The sequence below is a fragment of the Rhodohalobacter sp. genome (assembly GCF_041686455.1).
GTDB lineage: Bacteria > Bacteroidota > Rhodothermia > Balneolales > Balneolaceae > Rhodohalobacter.
Genome location: NZ_JAWLDW010000042.1, coordinates 1 through 21,614, shown reverse-complemented (window position 1 = coordinate 21,614; position 21,614 = coordinate 1). Strand labels below are relative to the sequence as shown.

17 protein-coding genes are annotated in these 21,614 nt (G+C 41.6%); 11 read left to right on the top strand and 6 right to left on the bottom strand.

The window, feature by feature from the left end; genetic code table 11:
• The first annotated feature begins 150 nt into the window (after positions 1-150).
• Genes ACESM0_RS07010 through ACESM0_RS07000 form a run of 3 tightly spaced genes read left to right on the top strand, consistent with a single transcriptional unit; the run spans position 151 to position 3,298 of the window.
• Positions 151-1,677, top strand: a complete 1,527-nt coding sequence (locus ACESM0_RS07010; protein ID WP_372904999.1) for an acyl-CoA dehydrogenase family protein — start codon at positions 151-153, stop codon at positions 1,675-1,677.
• A gap of 24 nt (positions 1,678-1,701) precedes the next feature.
• Positions 1,702-2,412: an SIR2 family NAD-dependent protein deacylase gene (locus ACESM0_RS07005; RefSeq protein ID WP_372904997.1), complete on the top strand. Its 711-nt coding sequence runs from the start codon at positions 1,702-1,704 to the stop codon at positions 2,410-2,412.
• Complete coding sequence (locus tag ACESM0_RS07000; RefSeq protein ID WP_372904995.1) at positions 2,405-3,298, top strand: SGNH/GDSL hydrolase family protein; 894 nt, start codon at positions 2,405-2,407, stop codon at positions 3,296-3,298. The genes ACESM0_RS07005 and ACESM0_RS07000 overlap by 8 nt, the downstream gene beginning before the upstream one ends.
• 183 nt (positions 3,299-3,481) lie before the next feature.
• Here the strand turns inward: ACESM0_RS07000 and ACESM0_RS06995 are convergent, their stop codons facing one another.
• Both ACESM0_RS06995 and ACESM0_RS06990 read right to left on the bottom strand, forming a co-directional pair.
• Positions 3,482-4,141, bottom strand: a complete 660-nt coding sequence (locus ACESM0_RS06995) for a hypothetical protein (protein WP_372904993.1) — start codon at positions 4,139-4,141, stop codon at positions 3,482-3,484.
• Positions 4,142-4,215: 74 nt separating this feature from the next.
• A complete protein-coding gene (locus ACESM0_RS06990; RefSeq protein WP_372904992.1) occupies positions 4,216-4,911 on the bottom strand; it encodes an SDR family oxidoreductase in 696 nt (231 codons plus the stop codon).
• Positions 4,912-5,176: 265 nt separating this feature from the next.
• Between ACESM0_RS06990 and hisC the strand changes: the two genes are divergently transcribed.
• From hisC to ACESM0_RS06975, 3 genes are all read left to right on the top strand, one after another.
• Positions 5,177-6,280, top strand: coding sequence for a histidinol-phosphate transaminase (gene hisC, locus ACESM0_RS06985; protein WP_372904990.1), 1,104 nt, complete (start codon positions 5,177-5,179; stop codon positions 6,278-6,280).
• A gap of 14 nt (positions 6,281-6,294) precedes the next feature.
• Positions 6,295-8,364: a transketolase C-terminal domain-containing protein gene (locus tag ACESM0_RS06980; RefSeq protein ID WP_372904988.1), complete on the top strand. Its 2,070-nt coding sequence runs from the start codon at positions 6,295-6,297 to the stop codon at positions 8,362-8,364.
• Between the two features lie 395 nt (positions 8,365-8,759).
• Entirely contained in the window at positions 8,760-10,457 is a 1,698-nt protein-coding gene (locus ACESM0_RS06975; RefSeq protein ID WP_372904986.1) for a histidine kinase dimerization/phosphoacceptor domain -containing protein, read from the top strand.
• On the opposite strand, the gene ACESM0_RS06970 is transcribed toward ACESM0_RS06975, so the two are convergent.
• A complete protein-coding gene (locus tag ACESM0_RS06970; protein WP_372904984.1) occupies positions 10,454-12,013 on the bottom strand; it encodes a glycerol-3-phosphate dehydrogenase/oxidase in 1,560 nt (519 codons plus the stop codon). The two genes, ACESM0_RS06975 and ACESM0_RS06970, sit on opposite strands and share 4 nt — an antisense overlap.
• 274 nt (positions 12,014-12,287) lie before the next feature.
• Here ACESM0_RS06970 and ACESM0_RS06965 point away from each other — a divergent pair, with 274 nt between their 5' ends.
• Positions 12,288-15,242: a SusC/RagA family TonB-linked outer membrane protein gene (locus ACESM0_RS06965; protein ID WP_372904982.1), complete on the top strand. Its 2,955-nt coding sequence runs from the start codon at positions 12,288-12,290 to the stop codon at positions 15,240-15,242.
• Between the two features lie 11 nt (positions 15,243-15,253).
• Positions 15,254-16,627, top strand: coding sequence for a RagB/SusD family nutrient uptake outer membrane protein (locus ACESM0_RS06960; protein WP_372904980.1), 1,374 nt, complete (start codon positions 15,254-15,256; stop codon positions 16,625-16,627).
• Positions 16,628-16,829: 202 nt separating this feature from the next.
• Here ACESM0_RS06960 and ACESM0_RS06955 read toward each other — a convergent pair whose 3' ends face one another.
• From ACESM0_RS06955 to ACESM0_RS06945, 3 genes are all read right to left on the bottom strand, one after another.
• On the bottom strand, positions 16,830-18,713 hold the full coding sequence (locus tag ACESM0_RS06955; RefSeq protein WP_372904978.1) for a CocE/NonD family hydrolase: 1,884 nt from the start codon (positions 18,711-18,713) through the stop codon (positions 16,830-16,832).
• A 207-nt stretch (positions 18,714-18,920) separates the two neighbouring features.
• On the bottom strand, positions 18,921-19,823 hold the full coding sequence (locus ACESM0_RS06950; protein WP_372904976.1) for a M23 family metallopeptidase: 903 nt from the start codon (positions 19,821-19,823) through the stop codon (positions 18,921-18,923).
• Between the two features lie 215 nt (positions 19,824-20,038).
• Positions 20,039-20,308 (bottom strand): antitoxin, encoded by a 270-nt coding sequence (locus ACESM0_RS06945; RefSeq protein ID WP_372904974.1) that lies wholly within the window; start codon positions 20,306-20,308, stop codon positions 20,039-20,041.
• Between the two features lie 126 nt (positions 20,309-20,434).
• Here ACESM0_RS06945 and ACESM0_RS06940 point away from each other — a divergent pair, with 126 nt between their 5' ends.
• From ACESM0_RS06940 to ACESM0_RS06930, 3 genes are all read left to right on the top strand, one after another.
• Positions 20,435-20,635 (top strand): hypothetical protein, encoded by a 201-nt coding sequence (locus ACESM0_RS06940; protein ID WP_372904972.1) that lies wholly within the window; start codon positions 20,435-20,437, stop codon positions 20,633-20,635.
• Positions 20,580-21,014, top strand: coding sequence for a DUF6036 family nucleotidyltransferase (locus ACESM0_RS06935; RefSeq protein ID WP_372904970.1), 435 nt, complete (start codon positions 20,580-20,582; stop codon positions 21,012-21,014). The genes ACESM0_RS06940 and ACESM0_RS06935 overlap by 56 nt, the downstream gene beginning before the upstream one ends.
• 298 nt (positions 21,015-21,312) lie before the next feature.
• Positions 21,313-21,543, top strand: coding sequence for a type II toxin-antitoxin system VapB family antitoxin (locus tag ACESM0_RS06930; protein WP_372904969.1), 231 nt, complete (start codon positions 21,313-21,315; stop codon positions 21,541-21,543).
• The last annotated feature ends 71 nt before the right edge of the window (positions 21,544-21,614 follow it).

Below are 21,614 nucleotides of genomic sequence, written 5' to 3'. Positions count from 1 at the left end.
GCCTCATCTTTATACTCCAAGCCCCTCAGCGCTTCGCGCTCAGGGGCTTTTTTTTATCCCAAAACTCTCCACCTCCCACGAAATGGTTTTTGTGTGGGTATTGTTTATATTCGAACATAGAAACCCATCTTTAACATAAGTAGTATAACAGTGGAATATAATTTAGCTCAAACCGTGAATATCAAAAAAGATATATCATCATTTTTATCGGACTATAAAGAAAAACTTTCCGAACTATTCAGTGAAAGAAATGATGAAGACGAAATGTTAGCTACTCGCGGAATACCCCCTTACGTATTACGTGAAGTGCTCGAACAGAATCCATTATCAACATTTATACCTAAAGAGCATAATGGTAGAGGCGCGATAACCGGCGAAGCACTCTCCATGCTGGAAACTACATCATATCAATCATTGCCACTTTCGCTAATGATGGGTATTAACGGTGCCTTGTTTCTGCAACCTGTAGCTAATTATGGTAAGGAAGAAGCTCAAAAATCTGTCTTTCAAAGATTTCTTCAAAAAAAGAATATGGGCGGATTAATGATAACTGAACCTGATTACGGTTCGGATGCACTGAGAATGAAGACCAGTTTCGATTACAACGAAAAAAATGATTCTTACTCAATAGATGGGTTAAAACACTGGGCCGGTTTAACAGGTTGGGCTGATTACTGGTTGATAACCGCGCGTGGTTTAGATAAGGATGGTGAGCTTGGAAGAGATATTGGATTTTTTATTCATGACAGTTCCAATGGCGGTATTGAAGTTCTTGAGTATTATAAAAATCTGGGTCTTTATATGCTTCCATATGGAAAAAATAGGGTGAACATCGATGTACCTGCTACCCATCGATTAGAGCCAAATACAACGGGTGTAACGATGATGCTCGATATTTTGCATCGAAGCAGATTACAATTTCCAGGCATGGGTACTGGCCATTTGAAAAGAATGTTAGACGAGGCACTGGATCACTGTAAATCTCGATTGGTAGGTGGAAAAAGCCTATTTAACTACGATCAAGTGAAAGAGCGACTGGCACAATTACAGTCCTATTTTACGGTAAGTTCAGCAATGAGCTATTTTACAAGTACCAATGTTCCATTGGAAAAAAATACGTCCAGAATGGATGTGGCAGCCAATTCAATCAAGTCTGTTGTGACTGATTATATGCATGAAGCTTCTCAGTCGTTAATGCAGCTTGTAGGAGCAAAGGGTTATCGATTGGATCATATAGCAGGTAGAGCGATGGTTGATAGCAGGCCTTTCCAGATATTTGAAGGATCAAATGATATTCTCTATCAACAGATCACAGAGTCTGTACTTAAAATGATGAAGAAAAGTAAAGAGACGAATCTTTATAAATTTCTAAGCAGTTATTCACTTACAGAAAATGCTGCGGAATATTTTAAAGATGTATTAAACTTCAATATTGATAATCAATTGCCACAAAGAAAGTTAGTTCAGTTGGGAAGAGCTATCGGACGAATTGTTTCTATGGAAATGACCCTGAAACTTGGCAATACAGGATTTAACTCCAGCATGATTTCAAATAGCATGAAGGTTTTGAGTTCAGAGGTTCATTCTTTAGTGAGTACATTCAAAAATAATGAAGAGCCATCGATACTCGATGATTACAGCGATAACAGCAGCTGGCTTAAATATGTTAATGTGTAGTTATTGATCAGAAACTATCAATCATTGCCAAGTAAGCCTATTGAACATATTGTTGTACTTTCCGGTGCGGGAATAAGTGCTGAAAGCGGACTATCCACGTTTAGAGATGCGGGTGGACTGTGGGAAGGGTTCGACATCAATGAGGTAGCTTCTATTGAAGGATGGTACAGAAACAGGGAAAAAGTACTCGACTTTTATAATATCCGAAGAAAACAGGCTGCAAGTGCTGAACCCAATCCTGCTCACAAAGCTTTAGCCGATCTTGAAAAAGAGTATCAGGTAACAGTTATTACTCAAAACGTGGACGATCTGCACGAACGCGGCGGTTCGAGTGACGTGATCCATCTGCACGGTAAACTAAGGGAAGCGCGAAGTGAAGAAGACCCTGATGTTATTGTAGATATGGGTGATAAGCCCATTTCAATTGGTGATGAAGCACCGGACGGCACACAGCTAAGACCTAATGTAGTTTGGTTTGGCGAACCGGTTCCTATGGTCTCATTAGCAGCAGAAAAGGTATCTTCGGCAGATCTTTTTATTGTAGTGGGGACTTCGTTGGCCGTATATCCGGCAGCCGGTCTCACAGACTACACCCGGCCAAATATAAATAAGTACTTAGTGGACCCGGGTACACCGGAGCTGTATTCTTATGATGGCTGGACTCACATACAGGAGAGTGCCGTTAGCGGAGTGTCTAAATTAACTAAAAAACTTTTGAATAGAGATTATGAGTAATAAAGCAACCGATAAAGAAAAGGAAGCGCTGGAAAAGTATCTGCTTCAGTTTTTAAATATTGAGAAACATTTTCCTCTTCTTCCGGGAATTACTGACAACAAGGCTATAGCCGGTTTGATGGGTATTGATGAAAAGGATTTAGAAAAGCTTAGAAACCATTTCTCTGAGAACGCTAAGGATGCTGCTCTGGAACTTTTAAAAGAAGGTGACATCTCTGACTGGCTGGACGAATTGCCGTTTAATAAAGATGACACAATTGTAGCTTTTGGTGACTCAGCAACGGATGATTTACAGGGCTGGTTCGAGATATTTAAGAATGTTCTGAATATCTATGTTGACGGTGCCGATTTTAATTTTGTTAACGCCGGCATTGCGAATAATACAACTTCTGAAGCTCTCAGAAGAATGCATCGTGACGTACTCTCACATGAACCGAACTGGGTAATTGTGAGTTTAGGTACATTCGATACAATTCGTCCGGCATTTATGCCTAATCGGACGCTGCATCCACTTTCTGAAACATGGGAAAACCTAGCTACGATTGAAGACGCGATTAAAACGGTAACAGAAAATCCTCCAATATGGATCTCACCCCAACCCGTTATTCCCGGCCTTTTAGATGAAATGGAGCTTTTTGATTTTGAAATCAATGAGAAAGATTTGTCTCAAATCCGCCAAATATTGTTGGGTAAAGCAGGCTATATCGTTGATCCGCTCGGCAAAAGAATGGGAAGTCCTCCGGAAGCGTGGTATTATTTAAGTGATGGAGTTAATCCGTCTCTTTCAGGACATGTGAACACTGTTCGGGAACTTATCAAAACACTTGCTACTGCTGAAGAGAAAGATGGAACAATGGCTTCAGTAGATTTTGACCCTGAGGATTGAGAACCGTTCTAAGTGACTAAATCAGTGCAAGTTCTGTATTGATTTGAAAAATTCTCCCCTAAAAAGGGGAGAGAAAGAGGGGTGTCTCAAGTACTTAAACTGATGATCATTTTCTAAGTTAAAGTATTAGTGATCCTTTGATAAGGATGAGCTTCCATCAGTAAATATTCTATAGAACTGGAGTTAAAACTGAGCCTGAAACGAGACCATATTCAGTACGGGCGCAAAATCATATTTGAGTTGCTCTCTGTTCAATGTTTTTTTTGCGATAATATCCGGACTGATCATACCAACACTAAATCGTTCACGGTCAACTTCTATCAGGGAACTTCTGTTTATGAGATTGGAAGAGACAAAATCTGAATTTCGCTCTGCATAGAAGAACGAATCAAAAAGGCCAAGGCCAAATCCTGCCCAGGCACCGATTGATGATCCGTACTGGAGGCCGTCAACAATCGGTTTATTACCAATAAGCATCACAGCCGACCCTAAAATTGCTCCTCCGGCAGCTCCATAAAAAGTGTCTAGTAACACGATGACAGATGAATTATTTCCATCGTTAAAAATGCCCGAAATGAAGAACTCCTGCCCCTGAGGCAGAGTTACAATGTCGTAAACTGCAACTCCGGCACCGGCTAAAATTCCAGATCCAAGACCGATGCGTAACGGTGTAAAATCGCTGCTATTCTGAAGGCCCATTGTAGCTGCTCCCAATGCAGTACCTGTTAGAGCGCCATTTAAGACATTTCCTCCAAGAAGCTGTCCGGTTTGAGCGGAAGATTTTTCAGAAACGGTGACCGTTAGGAGAAATAAAAAAAGTATCAACAGGGTAAATTGCTTCATGAATCGTCTTGAATTTTATGTGATAATAGATTAGCTGAATTTACCAATATTCGGTCTCTAAAACAGTTTAAATTCTAACCGGGGTCGCCAAGAGTAACCGGTAAAATTTGGCCGTTATAGAATTTATGACCGCTTAAGACAAATTCAGAAATAAAATCTGCAATCTCTTCCGGTTCAACAGGAGCTTCTATTCCCGGAAACGCCTGCTCAAGCATTTCGGTTTGTACTGCACCCAGACAGAGAGAGTTGCAGGATATTTTTTTATCAGAAAACTCTGTAGCTATGCATTCAGTTAAGATAGAGAGACCGCCTTTTGTTGCGCTGTACACCGAAAGGCCGGGGAATTTACTGCTTCCCTGATAACCTCCCATACTGCTGATGGTAACAATGTGAGAATCCTTATTGAAAAATCCATGCAGATCTTTTGTTAATAGTGCAGGGGCCATAAGGTTCACTTCAAACTGTTTCTGCCAATCAGCTCGGGTTTGTTCTATGAAAGGTTTATTGATTAAGACACCTGCATTATGGATCAATCCATCAATTTTTTGGTCGTTTTTATGTAAATATTGAACAATTGTTTCTCCGGCGGAGCTGTTCGTAATGTCCAGGGAAAGTGGTACAATGTTATTTGGATATTCTTCCTTAAGTTGGTTTAGTAACTTCTTAGAACGGGAAATGACAAGTACTTCATGTCCCATTTCAGCCAACTTTTTCGACGTTTCATTTCCTATACCTCTGCTGGCTCCGGTTACTACTATTCGTTTAGACATTTTCAAATTATTTTATGGGCTTTGATTGTCAGATCGTTGCCTTATTAACTTTTTAAAGTTTATGATTGGCTTACAAAAAATAGATTATCTCATCTGTTTTAAAAAATTGTCATTGTAAGCGCTTTTTTTGTTTCTTTACGTGGCTTTAACAAAATTGCATTAGATTGAATTCGGTGCATATGAAGAAATAAGACTGTTTATTGCTGATAGGGACGCACAGTACCTAAATAATCAATTTGAATAAGAATCACCTGGATTGATCGCCATGAATATTGATGAACTACTACCGGACAATATCAAAAAGCTTAAACCTTACGTTGCCGGGAAAACCATAGCAGAAGTAAAAAAAGAGTATGGGTTGGAAAAAATATCTAAACTGGCTTCAAACGAAAACCGGTTGGGCTGCAGTTCAAAAGTAAAAGAGGCTGTTTTGGAGTCAATCAAAGAGATACAGGACTATCCTGATCCGATAGCTGGTAAACTAAGGAGAGCAATTGCCGATCGTAATGGTGTGAAAGAGTCTGAAGTAATTCTTGCTGCAGGTTCTGAAAGTATCATATCGATTTTGTGCAGAACCTTCTTTAAACATGATGAAAATGCAATTACTGCAGACGCAACCTTCGTAGGTTTTTTTGTACAGACCGGTGTACGGGGAATAGAGCTAAAGAAAATACCGGTAACCGATGATTATCGTTTTGATGTGGATGGAATTCTCAATGCCATTGATGGAAAAACAAAAATGGTCTATCTGGCCAATCCCAATAATCCAACAGGTACATATTTAAAATCGGATGAGTACAGGAAATTGGTTGACGGTATTCCTGAAAATGTACTTTTAATAGCTGATGAAGCTTATTTTGAATATGCCAAAGAAGTAGATGACTTCCTTTCGGCAATGGATTACCGTAAGCAGAATGTGATTATTTTGCGAACATTCTCTAAGGCCTTCGGGCTGGCCGGATTCAGAATCGGTTATGCGATAGCCGATGAAAAACTCATTACACAGATGCTAAAAACAAAACTCACGTTTGAGCCTACCGCTCCGGCTCAGGCAGCTGCACTGGCTGCGTATGATGACTTGGATTTTCTAAAAAAAAGTACTGAGGTAGTAAAAAAGGGTAGAGAGCGCCTTTACTCATTTTTTGAAGATCACAATATTAAGTACGAAAAATCAATTTCCAATTCCGTTATGATGATTTTAGACTCTGAAGAGGAAGCGATCGACTTTACTCAGGAAATGTTGGAACAAGGTGTTATTTTAAGACGCATAAACGCTTTTGGGCTTCCTCAGTGTGTACGAATCACGATTGGAACACCATCAGAGATGGACCATTTTGAAGAAAGTTTTAAACAAATTTTTAAGCAGTAGATCAGCACGAAGTTATGGCTAAAAAGAAAGACGCGAAAAAAAAGATTGACTGGCTACAGGTTGCCGATACACTCCTTCTTTCCAGGGCAATAGATGATCTTGAAGAATCAGAATTGGTTCCCGATAAAAAGATACTCTATCAATTTTCTGCCAGGGGACATGAATTAGGCCAGATTCTTCTGGGAATGCAACTGGATCAACCCAATGATGCAGCTTCTGCATACTATCGCTCTCGACCGCTAATGCTTACGCTTGGACTTGACGCTGAAGATGCCATTGCATCCGGAATGGCCAAATCGGGCGGTTACAGTGACGGTCGGGATATTGGTGTTGTCTGTAACAAGCCGGGTAACGAAGGTGTAACGGTTCTGCCAATGGCCGGTGATGTTGGGTCGCAGTATACTCCGGCAGCCGGCTGGGCACAGGCTGTTGAGTATCGGAAAAATGTTTTGGAGGAAGATGAGTACTCGGACGCGATTTCGGTGATTCTAGGCGGAGACGGATCTGTTGCCACAAATGGATTTTGGTCTTGCTTAACCATGGCTACTACACTGAATCTGCCCGTTTTGTTTTACATCGAAGACAACGGGTATGGAATTTCGGTAACCAGCGATATGCAAACTCCGGGTGCAAATATTGCCAACAATCTCTACTCTTTTAAAAACCTTAGAATTTTTGACGGTGACGGCACTGATCCGGAGGAGGCTCTCTCATTAATTACGGAAGCAACCGGATATACTCGGGAGAGAAAAGGTCCGGCTCTTTTGCGTTTGACTGTTCCCAGACTGAATGGGCACTCTTATCAGGATAATCAAGCGTACAAAGATGATGATCTGCTGAATAAGGAGAAAAAGAATGATCCGCTGAAGACTTTGAAGAAGTATATGGTTCCAAAAGTAATCAGCGAAAAGAAGTGGAAGGAACTGGAAGAGAAAAACCGGGAAATAGCTAAAAAGGCCGCAGAAGATGCCTGGAATCGCCCCGATCCCGACAAAAATCGTGTTACGAAATACGCGCTTTATGAAAATGGAGATGAACTCCAAGAGGTTGGCGGTTTATATAAGGAAAGGTTTGATTTTCCGGATTCCACTGAGGAACCATCACCTGAGAAGCAGAGAATTAACATTGTTGAAGGAGTTCGCAGAACAATGGAGCATGAGCTCAATATCAACGACAAGGTTGTGGTTTTTGGTGAAGATGTTGGAGCCAAAGGTGGAGTGCATGCCGCAACTATGGGTTTACAGACCAAGTTCGGTGGAGATCGCGTATTCGACACAAGTCTGTCTGAAGAAGGAATTATCGGGCGTGCAGTAGGCCTGGCTTATGCAGGGTTGATGCCGGTAGCTGAGATCCAATTCAGGAAATACGCTGATCCAGCCACGGAGCAGCTTAAAAATACAGGTACAATCCGATGGAGAACGGCGAATAAATTTGCAGCTCCTATGGTTGTTCGTATGCCGGGTGGTTTTGCAAAGTGTGGTGATCCTTGGCACAGTGAGTCGAATGAGGTCTTTTTTGCACATATGATCGGCTGGCAGGTTGCCTACCCGAGTAATGCTCAGGATGCCGTGGGGCTTCTTCGATCGGCGATGAGAAGCAATAACCCGACAATTTTCTTCGAACACCGAAATTTGCTGGATTCTAAATATGCCCGAAGGCCATATCCGGGAGATGATTTTGTTGTTCCATTCGGAAAGGCAAATAAACTTCAGGAGGGAGAAGATATTACTATCGTAACATGGGGAGCGATGTGTGAAAGGGTTGAAGCTGCAGCAGAAAAATCTGACATATCCATGGACATAATCGACTTGCGAACAATTTCGCCATGGGATAAGGAATCGGTATTTGAATCCGTAAAAAAAACCAACAGATGTCTCATTGTTCATGAAGACAGCCAAACAGCCGGTTTTGGAGCTGAAATAGCTTCTGCCATATCAAATGAACTGTTCAGATACCTGGATGCACCTGTTCAACGATTGACTATGCCGGATATCCCGATGCCATATAATGTGGGTCTGATGAATTCAGTATTGCCGTCGGAGGAGAAAATTATTGAGAAAATAGAAGAGATTAGCCGATATTAAGAAGTAGTGATGTTGCAACTCAAAAGTTTTGAGTAACCTTTCCATATAGATTACTTTTGAAAACTGATTTTGTCAGCAACAACGTCAATATTTATGAATCGGGGCATTAACTTAATATCTTGGTTAAAATATCTTTGCATCTAAAGTAGAATATTTTCTGAATCTTCTCTCTAAAATGTATTACATTCAGCAAAGAGTGACTTTTAGACTGACCAAGATGGTAAATAAATAATTTTTCAATGCGTCTTGGCACAAAATTATTAGCGGGCTTTTTCTCGATTGCTCTCCTTGTTTTAATCACTGGGAGTTTATCGTATTATTTGGGCAATGCTGTCAAAAATGAGCTAATAGAAACCAGTGACTTAACTTCTAGTCAGCTTCAAACTCTATCTGATTTGACATCAGATCTGCAGAACTCCCTTCTCTATACCAGAAATTATCTTACAGAAGTAGACAAGCGTGAACGAGGTGATAATTCCATCTCTGTAACAGCTCAAATCAGGGAGTCGAGGCGTGTTGTGGAGAGAAGCCTGGACAATTTTGAAACGGACTTCCAGATGTTTCTGGAGCGTTCAAAAAGTAATATTGCTGAAGAGGAAGATTTCGATGAATTTGTCATCCAAATAGAGCAGCTGGCTGATTCGCTGCAAACCTCTTTTAATTATTACAACTCACTTACCAGACAAATTGTAAATCCCGAGGAAGGGAATTTTGGAAATGAAATATTTACTGTAACCGTAGAACCATATTTTAGAAATACAGTCCTGCCTTCGTTGATGGAGTTGAGATCCCTTTTTAATGATCGGGTGAACAACCAACTGGCGGAATTGGAAAGTCGGGCAAATACGACGGTTCGTCAAATAATCTTTGTAACCTTTCTCGCATTTTTGATTGCTCTTGTGTTTACGTTTATCGTGTACCGTTCGATTGCCAGACCAATTCAGAAATTACAGCGTACGGCCGATGAACTGGGTTCAGGCGACCTTTCAAAACGAATTCAGATCAATACAAAGGATGAGCTTGCTGATCTTGCCTCTTCTTTCAACTCAATGGCTGAGAATCTGAGTAAGAGTATGGTGTCCCGAAGCTATATGAATAATGTCATACAGTCGATGGGAGATATGCTGATTGTAACTGACCAGGACAACCGTATTGAACTGGTTAATCACGCCGTGACATCAACGCTTGAATTTAAAGCCGATAAACTGGAGGGGGAGTTTTTCTTTGAGCTGTTCCAGTCTGATAAACGGGATGAACTGGATCAAACATATTCTCAAAACGATTTGGATGAGCCTGTTGTGGATGAATGGATGATGAAAACAGAGTCTCAAAAAGAGATCCCGGTTGTAGTTACACACACTGAAATTTTTGACCAGGATGGAAAACGTAAGCACATTTATGTAGCCAGAGATGTAACCGACCAGAAAGAGGCAGAGCGGCAAATAAGTGAATCCCTGAAAGAAAAAGATGTAATGCTTTCTGAAATTCATCACAGAGTAAAGAATAATCTGGCCGTTATTTCGGGATTGCTCGAAATGCAGGTTTGGAATACGCAAGATGAAAGTACAGCAGAAATTTTGAAGGATAGCCAGCTGAAGATCAAATCGATGTCATTGGTTCATGAAAAACTGTATCAAAATGAGAATTTTGTAGATATAGATATTGCGAATTACACAAAAGAGTTGGTTGGAGAAATTCAGAAGACCTATCACACAAAAAGAAAGAAAATTGAAACACTTTTTGACTGTGAATCCATATTGGTGACATTGAATCAAGCAATTCCAATCTCATTGCTGCTTAACGAAAGTATTGTAAATATCTATAAGCACGCGTTTAAAGGCATGGATAAAGGAGAGATCACAATTAGGATGAAGCTGACTGATGGGGATATACATATCAAAATAGCCGATAATGGTGTCGGGCTCCCGGAAGGATTTAATAAAGAGGCAAACGGTTCGATGGGTCTCATTCTTATAGAGACCTTAACCAAACAACTGAGTGGAACCTACAAACTTCAGAATGGACAAAAGTTCGGTACGGAACTGCTCATCTCATTTCCGATTAACGATCAAAGTGGCGGGGGTTTCGTCTAAAGAATATATGCTGAAGCTATATGTTCGTATTCTGAAATTTGAGTTTTTTGCCACTCTCTGTCTTTATCCATTTCATCAGCCATAAGTTTTGCAACTTCGGGAGCCATCTCAACACTGGCTTTTGCATCGAGTAGTAAAGCACGGGTTCGCCGGGCCAGGATGTCCTCTACAGTCATGGCCATTTCATTTCGCACTCCCCAAACAACTTCAGCTTTCAGGTATGGGAGCCGCTCATGGAGTTTTTCACCGAGCTCCGGCTTTTCTTTGATAAGTTTTTCAATCTCCACACGATCTGAACCGTAATGATGAAGCGGATCAGAGTGATCGGTATTCTTCAGCCAACCGTGAATTCTCATGTTTTCCGTTACACACTCATTGATGTTGAGACCTGCAACAGTAGCTGCCTGATCAACCGTATCCTGAGCCATTTTACGGTATGTGGTCCATTTTCCGCCTGTGATGGTTACCAATCCACTGTTTGAAACGATTAGCGTATGATCACGAGACAAGGATGCGGTATCGCTGCCATCTCCTCCGGCTTTTACCAGGGGGCGCAAACCTGCAAAAACACTTCGAACATCATCCCGTGTAGGATTGCCGGTCAGATATTGAGCCGCATGCTTTAATATAAAATTGATCTCTTCTTCCATCGCTTTCGGTTCAAGCTCCGGTTTGTCAACAGGTGTATCTGTAGTTCCCAGCACAAGTTTACCATTCCATGGAACAGCAAAAAGAACACGCCCGTCATCGGTATGAGGTACCATAATGGCCGATTTACCGGGAGAAAATTCGCTGTCGATAACAATGTGTACCCCCCGGCTTGGAGCGATCATTGGCTTGCTGTCGGGATTATCCATTTTTAAAATGTTGTCTGTAAAAACTCCGGTTGCATTTACAACAACCCGTCCATTTACCTTAAACTCTTTTCCGCTAAGTTGATCCGTAAATAGCACCCCATCAACCATGTTGTTGGTTTTCAGAAGCTCTGTTACTTTTGCGTAGTTAATCATGGCTGCTTTGTGCTCTACAGCGGTTTGAGCCAGATTAATGGCTAGACGGGAATCATCAAACTGACCGTCATAGTAGATCACACCTCCTCGGAGGCCTTCCTTCTCTAGTGTTGGGAGTTGTTCGATAGTCTTTTCGAGCGAGAGATTTTTTGAGGGTCCAAGTCCGAGTTTTCCGGCTAACATATCGTATACTTTCATCCCAATGCCGTAAAACGGCCCTTCCCACCAATCGTAGTTGGGGACAACGAATGACTGATTGCGGACTAAATGAGGTGCATTTTGAATAAGCAGTCCGCGTTCCCGAAGCGCTTCAAGCACCAGTGAAACATTCCCTTGCTGGAGATAACGAACGCCGCCATGTACCAGTTTTGTGGAACGGCTCGATGTTCCTTTTGCAAAGTCGTGCTGCTCAAGAAGCAGGGTGCTGTACCCGCGAGATGCCGCATCAACAGCGGTTCCCAAACCGGTTGCTCCCCCACCGATAATGATCATATCAAAGTAACCTTGCTTTTGCTTTACTGCATGTAGCATCTCGGATCTTTTCATAGTAAAAGAGAGATTAATTGGGATTAGAGGCTCAATAAAGTGAAAAATAGCTTTAATTAATTATACAAAATTACAAGAGGAAAGGTTTGAAATTAAATCCTAAATTCATGGATTTACAGCTAATTGAGATGTAAAAGTAAGCTGAAAATTAGATTTAAAAACACCATTGATGTTTAAATTTGATTTGGCTAAATAGTTGAAGGTAAAAAATGCGTGTGTTTCCGCCTTTTCTTTTACTGCTCAAAACAGCAAACAAATAAATAAATAATAACCTATGGAAAATCTATACAAACGAGTTTTTTGTATCGTTCTGTTCTCCTTTTTCACGGTCAGCAGTGCATTTGCACAGTTTACAGTGAACGGGACAGTTATCGATGCTGAGAGCGATGAACCGTTATTCGGTGTTACTGTGGTAGAAACAGAAACCGGAAATGGTGCAGCAACTGATATTAATGGTGAATTTTCGTTAAACATAGCGGGAGATTCAGCTAATTTGCAAGTAACCTACATTGGATATATAACCCGAAACGTAGAAGTAAACAGAAATGGAAATTCGATCGTCGAGATTGAAATTGAGATCGAGCAGGATATTTCCCGATTGGAAGAGATCGTAGTAACAGGTCTGGCTTCAAATGTTAAGCGAAGTAACCTTGGAAATGCGGTTTCTACAGTTTCCAGAAAAGAACTTGCCGGAACAACAATCGGGGCATCACTCGATAACTCTTTGTCCGGTAAAATTCCGGGTGTAAATATTAATGCAAACGGAGGTTCACCCGGTGGTGGAAGCAATGTACAGCTAAGGGGTATTTCAACGTTAGGTTCCGGCTCATCCCAACCACTTTATATTATTGATGGTGTTTATGTGGATAATACAGTTATCTCAACCGGACGATCATCCGTCAGTGGTGCCGGTGGTTCTTCTCAGGATGATGTGGCAAGCCGTATTTCAGATTTGAATCCAGAAGATATTGAATCCATTGAAGTGCTTAAAGGTCCATCTGCTGCCGCTATTTATGGTGGCCGTGCCAATGCCGGTGTTATTGTAATAACCACAAAAAGAGGACAAGCCGGTGAAACACGAGTAAGTATAAAGCAAGACGTCGGTTTTACAAGCGCTTTAAACCTTCTTGGTTTTGACGAATGGAGTGAAGATAAAATTGATCTGATTTATAGTGGCCAAAGAGCTGAGGATGAAAAAGCTCTTTTCAGACAGAACGGAAATCTTCTCGACTATGAAGAAGAATTTTATGGCGAAAATGGCCTGCTTAGCAATACCCAGATTAGTGCCTCCGGTGGAAATGAAAGAACCCAATTTTACGTAAGTGCCGGAGTTCAATCAGAAGAGGGGATCATCAAAAATACAGGTTTCGACAGGAACAATATTCGTTTAAACCTTGATCATTCGATTAACAATAATATTTCTGTTTCCTCAAACTCTAATTACATCAGAACTGATTCTGATCGTGGTTTTACGGGTAATCAGAATGGGACAGGCGGAAGTATCGGGTATAATATTGCATATGTTCCGAGTTATTTCGACCTCAGACCTGATGAAAACGGTCTCTATCCGAATAATCCATATTTTGCTGAGAATCCATATAATTTGCGCGATAATGCGGAAAATAATCAGTTAGTAAACCGTTTCTTACAGAGTGTTCGTCTGGATGCGAATCTTTATAGTGATGACAACAGCTTTCTAAGATTTAATACTCAGGTGGGTTTGGATTATTTGAATGCAAACTCCACGGTGTATTTTCCTGAATTTTTTCAGTCTCAGCAGGCCAGTTCTACACCGGGTGATGTGATTCACGGTAAGCAGGATAACTTTAACCTAAACATGCAGGCATTTCTGGTTTACAATGTTGATGTGAGTGACTTCAACTTCAACACTCAGATTGGATATACCCGTTTGTATGAGGAGTCAAACAGATTGTTAAACCGTGGCCGAGGACTTGCGCCCGGACAAACAAACCTGAATCAGGCACAGGTTCAGTCTGTATTTTCTCAGGTTTTCCAGGAAGTTTCGGAAATTGGTTTGGTTGCTCAGGAAGAGATCAACTGGGCTGATAGAATTATTGCAACTCTGGGTGTACGGTTTGATAAATCAACATTGAATGCCAAACAGAATACATTCTATCCGTTTCCAAAAGCTTCTTTAGCTGTAAATCTTACAAGCTTCGATTTTTGGAACGTGGATGAGATTGAACTCCTGAAACTTCGAACAGCTTACGGCGAAACCGGAGGTAAAGCACAATTTGGGAATACGTTCGAAGCTCTTGGCGGTGTAAATATCGGCGGTGGACTTGGATCCGTTATTTCTACCCGGGCAATTGATCCGAATCTTAAACCGGAAACAGCCAGTGAGATTGAATTTGGAGCCGACATCAGTGCCTTTAATGGAAGAGTTGGTCTTGAAGCAACCTATTACATCAAAAATGTAAGAGACCTGATTCTTGACCTTACTCCCGCATCCTCAACAGGTATTACAGCGATTGCTACAAATGCCGCAGAACTTGAAAACAAAGGAGTAGAACTGGCACTAACCGCTTCTCCTTATCGAAGCAACAACTTGAGTTGGTTGACAAGGTTGATGTACTGGAGTAATGATTCAGAAATAACACGTCTGGATATTCCTTCTTACGATACCGGAGCTTTTGGACTGTCACTGGGTCAGTATCTGATTCGTGAAGGATTTTCCCCAACTACAATTGTAGGTAATCCGCAGGACCCTGATCTTACGTTTTACGGTGACGCGCAGCCTGATTATCAGATGTCCTGGTATAATGAATTCTCATTCTTAGGTAACTTCGAATTTAGTTTCCTATTACAGTACCAAAAAGGGGGAGATAATATTAACCTGACAAACTTTCTGTTAGACGGTGGAGGAAATACACCGGATTGGAGTGCTGATGACGATGGAGACGGTATTCCTAATGGTTTGGATAGAGGTCCATTTAATCCAAGTCAATTTGTGGAAGATGCTTCCTACATCAAACTGAGAGAAGTTGGTCTTTACTATACTCTTCCCAGTGAGGTTGTGTCAAACTTCTTCAACGCTCAGCGTATGCGTTTTGGTGTTTCAGGCAAAAACTTATTGCTCTTTTCAGATTACAGCAGTTATGATCCTGAAGTATCGAACTTTGGCGCGCAACCGGTTTCGCAATCTGTGGAAGTGACACCGTATCCAAGTGCAAGAAGAGTATTCTTCCATATTAATCTCGACTTTTAAGAATGACTACTATGTTAAAAACAAAACACTACTTAACGACGATTTCTATAGTACTGTTGTCATTTTTAATGACTACAGGATGTGATTTGCTTGATGTGGAGGAGGTTATTGACCCCAATAATCCGTCTTCAGCCGGCGTGTTAAATGATGCGACTCGCGGTGAATTACAAAATATGGTTACCGGTCTTGAAAGCCGGCATCGAGGATATGTGGCAAACACCACACAGCTCTTTGGGTCATTCGGCCGCGAAACATGGAACTTCTTTGCTTCTGATCCGAGATTCACCATTGACTGGTTGGGACAGGAAACCATAACAGAGCCGTATCCAAATTTCTTTGCTTCCGGTGGGACTTACAATACTCCTTATCAGGCAATTAAGCAGGCAAATCTGTTGATCGAATCGGTGGAGAACACAACTACTGTGTCTGAGGCTGAAGCCAATGCTTATCTCGGATTTGCAAAAACGATTCAAGCATTTCAATATCTGATTCCGTTAAACGGACAATATCAAAACGGAATTCGGATTGATGTGGCTGATCCGCTTAATCCGGGACCGTTCCTGAGTTATGATGCTGCGCTTGATAGAATTCTATCCCTATTGGATGAAGCTTATGGTAATCTGAACAGTGCATCGGCTGAGTTGCCATTTAGCCTGACGGAAGGTTTTGGTGAGTTTGCAACAACAGATGGCTTAAAGCAGGTGAACCGAGCTATTAAGGCTCGAGCCTCTATTTATGCAGAAGACTTCACGGGAGCATTGGATGCTCTTGATGATTCCTTTTTGGATTTGACAGCCGGAGAGGAGAGTATGAATCGTGGCGTTTCGCATGTTTACGGAAATCCACCGGATTCATTTAACCCGCTGTTTTATCCTCTTGATGCGAATACGAACCAGATTATGGTTGTTCATCCTTCCATGATTGAAGATGCGGAAGCCGGTGATTTACGCGTTGAAAATAAGTTCTTTCAAAGAACCGCTCCGGTGTCGAATTCAAATGTTCCCGAAGATGCAGAATACCAGGATGCTCGATTTGAGAGTAATACCTCACCAATCCCTTATTTACGCAATGAGGAGTTGATTCTGATCTATGCTGAAGCATTGGCACAAAGAGGGCAGGGTTCCGATTTTGCAGATGCTACTTCAGCCATCAATTTGATTCGTGGAACCTGGGATTTACCATCGGTTGCTTTGGCTACTGAAGATGAGATTATCGATCAGGTTCTTTTTGAAAGAAGATATTCACTTTGGGCAGAGGGCGGTCATCGTTGGATTGATGCTCGTCGCTACGATCGGTTGGATGAAATTCCAAATCGATACGGAAGAGTATTTACTCAATTAGCTCGTCCAACAAGCGAAACTAACTGGGAGGACCAGAACAATTAACCCAAAGTCAGTTGTAACCGGACTTCTTTTATTCATATAAAAGCAGACTGCGTTCAGAACAAAGGGTTACCAAAATTAAAAAAGGCTCTGTGATTAAATTCACAGAGCCTTTTTTATGTCTTTAAACTTTCGGCAAATTTGGAGATCTGAAATCCCCTCCTTTTTAAGAAGGGAAATTAGGGCAGATTATTAATAACAATACTTAGTTCCGAACAATCGGCAGCGTAATACTACTCGGGTACTCCTTCGAATGGTGAATGTTATTCGTAGCTGTTACCCCTTCTGATTCATCGTAATTATTTCCACCGGTATTTAAATTTCGGTCAAAACGAGGGAAGTTAGAGCTGGAAACCTCAATTCGAATCCGGTGACCTTCCTTGAAAAAGTTACTGGTCGACATCGGAGTCATGTTCACTTCATAAACATTTCCTTCTTCCATAAACACCAATTTGTCGTAACCTTCACGGTATCTAACCCGCTGAATTGTTTCGTCAAGGTTGTATGCGGTTCCATCCGGATAAACATCAATCAGCTTGATGGTTACATCCGTATCTTTTACGTCTGATGACAAGTATAGCTTACTCTCGATAAAACCACTCACTTCAATGCCTTCCTCCAGCGGTTCTGATGTGTAGACCAAGATATCATCCCGCAATTCCATCTCCTGCTGATCAAAAGCTCCGCCCTGAACAGCATTCCCGGTACAGCATACGTTTCCGCCGTAAGAGGGAACAGGCTCCATTGGGTCATATGTAAATGTGTCCGGTTTGTCTTGATCAGGTGCTTCATTTTGGAGGGATCCGTTACCATTTCTTGTGTTGGCGTTTCCACCGCTGTTCAGATAGAATGTGGTCATCTCTGCATTAGCGGGAGGCCATTGATCGGCGGTTTGCCATTCATTGGAGCCCATGGTGTAGTAACGAACTCGGGGAAGCTCTTCAGTGATGTTATTTTCTACACCTTTCATCCAATAATCGAACCAGTCGTAGATCATCTCCTCGTAGTTGAGGGTGGCATCCCCCACATTTCGTTCACCTACTACGGTCTCTTCTGTAGCCCGGGTATAGGCACAGTGAAGGGTAGGAGCAATAACCAGGTATTGGTTGTCGCGGATGTCCGGATCGGAGGCATTTTCACGAACGTAATTAAAAAGGGCCAGATTGGGACTTACACCCACATCATACCAGGAGACAAACCAGAAACTTGGCACGCCAAAATCCATATCGTCGTGGTAAAGGCCGCTTTCATACCATTGGGGATCATCCGGTTTACGGGTAATCATCTCCTCGTAAATTCCCTCGGGGCCGTTTACATTTTCAATGATATCTTCAATGGGTAAATGTCGGAGTCCCTCAGACCAGTCGACCTGTGGGTAGGTGGGGGACATATCATAAAAACGCTGTAGTCTTAGAAGATCCTCCTGAGAAATTCCTCGAGGAAGTTTTGGCGCCATCGGATCGTGCTGCGTAGAGTAGAGCCACGCTGTAAATAGCATCTGTCCGGCACCGCCTCTGTACCAGTTGCCCTGCTCATAAAACTCACCGACTCGCCCAACTCCGGCTCCATACCCTTGCGGAACCATCGCGGCGTGTGCGGGGTGATCCATGGCCGCCACAGCCATCTGCCACTCCGCCGTGGATGAACAGCCAAGCGTTCCGATATTTCCGTTGCTCCACTCCTGATCGGCCATCCAGGTAAAAGCGTCGTAACCGTCGGTCAGCGGTGTGCCGAGGATGTCCCAGTCTCCTTCGGAGAAGAATCGGCCTCGTTCATTCTGAACTACATAGGCGTAACCTTTCTCAACGGCCCGCAGTGCCGAGTTAAGTGTTCGGGTATTCAGCTGGCCGTTTCGGTAGGAGTTAAAATTATAGGGAGTTCTGGAAAAAATTATCGGTACCGGTTCGTCTGTTTTGGGCCGATAGATATCGGTTGCCAATCGCACTCCGTCAGACATAGGCATCATGACTTTTTGATCGATGATGGCAACCTCTTCGAGCTGTTCTAGTATATTTTGGGTTTGCCCATACGCGAAACTGACAGATAATATCAGAAAAGCGGTGAGCAGAATAGAAATTTTATATCTCATATTGGAAAGATTTGATTGATGGATAATACAATCAATTTATATGATTCGTAGTTGAGAATGAATCTGTATTAAAAATAGTGTTGATAGAAAAAATGCGGAGAGAATCGAAAACAAACCTGAAAGGTCTTTGAGACCCGTCAGGTTTATCTGAGCATGTGAATATATTTATAAAAAACCCTTGGAGGGTATCAGAGAAGTTACTTTGTTTTATTGATCTCGTGATGCCTCTAAAAGAATATCCTCATGGAAATCCCTGATGATAATTTCTTCGGGTATAAAGTCCATATTCTCTGGATTTACGATTAGATTAAAGCGCTGATGATCCTCTGTTCTTCTTTCAGCATTAAAATATATTCCAAACTGAACTTGCTCATCTCTGTTGCTGCTGCCAAGTGAAACAATTTCGTAATAGTCAGCTTTCCTGTTTTCACTGTTTCCAGACAGTTCAATAGAATTGGCTGTCATGCTTTGTAGTGGCATATCGAGGATTATATGTCCGTTTTCGTTGAATGTATATAGGATGTCACCGGGTTCTTCATGAGGGAGAATTTCAAGCGGATTTTTACTGTAGCGTTCATCCCTTCTGTCCGGATTTGGCAGGTTAACAAAATAACCCAGATGCAGATGATTATAGCTAGCTCCGGTTTGTCCCACAGTCCCCACAATATCATTGCTGTTTATCCAGTCTCCAACATTAACTCTTATTTCATTCAGATGGAGATAGCTGGTAGCAAGAGTATCTGCATGTTTTACGGTAACGGCATTCCCTGCTCCACTGCCTGACCCACTCCATGTATCCGTTTGAACCACTTCTCCGGGTAATACAGGATAGACCGGTGTACCCTGTGATGCGGGTAGGTCAATTCCTGCATGAAAATCGTAGCCGCTTGGGAGACTTCTCGGACCGTATTGGGCATAGGATAAATCACTATTAAGTTCCTGATTACGGCTGATTGGCCATTGTGCGTTTTCAATTTCTACTGCCTCACGTACCTGCTCTTCTTCAGGCTCAGGTTCCGGCTCAGAGGTAGTTGTGGTATCACCACAAGCAACTGAAAAAATTAGAGTGAAAAGAAGTGATGAGAATATACCCTGTGGGGAAAAATTCATTTTTTGAGAATCAGTTAATAAAATTAAAAGAGGTCTATTTATCGTATAAGTTAATGAAACCTACCATTTGAATTACGGTATTTTAATCGATGAACTCCAATAACGAAGTATTACAAGATCAGGGTCAGGACAGTTTTCACTGCCCGGCGTTTGAGTTTGAATACGTTTTACTTCAACCCTCCAAGGTTTTCAAACCCTTGGAGGGTTTGAAATGATCATTCCGAATCTGTTTTCAATTCCCCTTTATTGAATTTATGGATGATGCTTGAAATAAGTGTCTGATAGGGAATACCCTCTTCCATTGCTTTAACCTGAATATCTTTAAAGTCTTTTTCAGTGAGGCAAATGTTGATCCGTTTGTTTTTAAGCGTGCTTTTTTTGGCTGCTTGCCTGATCTCTTCCTTTATTTTTTCTCCGGAAGTAATCCAATCTTCTGTTTCACAGGATTTAGTAATCTCTTTCTCTTTTTTATCTATATAATCCATTACTGATTCTCCTTATTGATATATGTGTGAGTTTCTTTACGGCTGGATTAAACTGCAACCGTTTAACGTGAATCAATCCTGTGATCGTTTATGTTATGGTGATTTTGTATATTTAAGGTATTATAAATGGAAAAATACGTTAAAAAATATCACCTCGAAGACCCACAGCAGTACAAAGACGAGCGGGAGTACTGGCGCAGTAAAACGCCGGGGGAGCGGCTTGCAGCACTCGAACAACTGCGTAAACAATACATGAAACTAAAAGGGATAGATGCTGAGCAAGGAGTTCAAAGAGTTTGCAAAATTATTAAACGATCAGAAAGTTGAATATCTGCTTGTAGGTGGATATGCCGTAGTGTTTTACGGATATGTAAGATATACCGGTGATATTGATTTCTGGATTAACCCAACCGAGGAAAATGCAATTCGCTTAGTTGAGGTTCTCGATCGGTTTGGATTTGGAAGCTTAAATCTTACTATCCATGATTTCACCAAAGATGATCAGATCATTCAATTGGGATACCCGCCCAACCGAATTGATATCATTACTTCTGTTACCGGTTTAACATTCACTGATTGTTATCCTAAAAGAAAATCATTTTTAATTGATGGTGTTGATATTCAAACCATTTCTCTTGAAGACCTGAAGAAAAATAAAAAAGCATCCGGCAGATATAAAGATCTTGATGATCTTGAAAACCTATAGTTTGCAATAAGCAGAAAATATTAAATCAAAAAACACCGGACAGCTCTCCCCGCCCGCCGTTTAAGATTGAATACCTTTTACCTCAACCCTCCAAGGGTTCTGAACCCTTGGAGGGTTTTTAGTTATCAATCAGAGTAAAATTAATGCCCATGCCCGTTACTGTTTCCACCGGTAACGGTGTGCCAGACGAACTGTTCGCTCTAGCCATCCTGCGCCATAATTATATAGCTTTGGAAGCCAAGTCCTTCACATACCAACCAGAACCCTTTATTTGACTTTCATCACTACGTAAAGTAATATGCATATAAAATTATGTATTAATGCATATTATATTGTGAGAACCACTTTAGAAATACCCAAGGAGCTAATTGATGAAGCTATGAAGGCAACAGGTGCAAAAACAAAGAGTCAGCTAATTAAGGATGCATTGCAGGCTGAAATTGATCGCGTAAAACGTAAACGATTGATTGCCAAAAAAGGAACTCTGGACCTGGATATTGACCTGGATACCCTCAGAGATCGAAGCTGATGTCCAGGTATAAAGTGCTTATCGACAGCTCGGTATGGATTGAGTATTTTAAATCAGGTGGAATAGAGAAG

Excerpts from the sequence above, each read along its gene's own strand:
- ACESM0_RS06955 (WP_372904978.1), bottom strand. The coding sequence starts at position 18,713 with ATGAGATATAAAATTTCTATTCTGCTCACCGCTTTTCTGATATTATCT.
- ACESM0_RS06970 (WP_372904984.1), bottom strand. The coding sequence starts at position 12,013 with ATGAAAAGATCCGAGATGCTACATGCAGTAAAGCAAAAGCAAGGTTAC.
- ACESM0_RS06935 (WP_372904970.1), top strand. The coding sequence starts at position 20,580 with ATGCTGAGCAAGGAGTTCAAAGAGTTTGCAAAATTATTAAACGATCAG.
- ACESM0_RS06940 (WP_372904972.1), top strand. The coding sequence starts at position 20,435 with ATGGAAAAATACGTTAAAAAATATCACCTCGAAGACCCACAGCAGTAC.
- ACESM0_RS06930 (WP_372904969.1), top strand. The coding sequence starts at position 21,313 with ATGCATATAAAATTATGTATTAATGCATATTATATTGTGAGAACCACT.
- ACESM0_RS06980 (WP_372904988.1), top strand. The coding sequence starts at position 6,295 with ATGGCTAAAAAGAAAGACGCGAAAAAAAAGATTGACTGGCTACAGGTT.
- hisC (WP_372904990.1), top strand. The coding sequence starts at position 5,177 with ATGAATATTGATGAACTACTACCGGACAATATCAAAAAGCTTAAACCT.
- ACESM0_RS06965 (WP_372904982.1), top strand. The coding sequence starts at position 12,288 with ATGGAAAATCTATACAAACGAGTTTTTTGTATCGTTCTGTTCTCCTTT.
- ACESM0_RS06995 (WP_372904993.1), bottom strand. The coding sequence starts at position 4,141 with ATGAAGCAATTTACCCTGTTGATACTTTTTTTATTTCTCCTAACGGTC.
- ACESM0_RS06945 (WP_372904974.1), bottom strand. The coding sequence starts at position 20,308 with ATGGATTATATAGATAAAAAAGAGAAAGAGATTACTAAATCCTGTGAA.
- ACESM0_RS07000 (WP_372904995.1), top strand. The coding sequence starts at position 2,405 with ATGAGTAATAAAGCAACCGATAAAGAAAAGGAAGCGCTGGAAAAGTAT.
- ACESM0_RS06960 (WP_372904980.1), top strand. The coding sequence starts at position 15,254 with ATGTTAAAAACAAAACACTACTTAACGACGATTTCTATAGTACTGTTG.
- ACESM0_RS06990 (WP_372904992.1), bottom strand. The coding sequence starts at position 4,911 with ATGTCTAAACGAATAGTAGTAACCGGAGCCAGCAGAGGTATAGGAAAT.
- ACESM0_RS06950 (WP_372904976.1), bottom strand. The coding sequence starts at position 19,823 with ATGAATTTTTCCCCACAGGGTATATTCTCATCACTTCTTTTCACTCTA.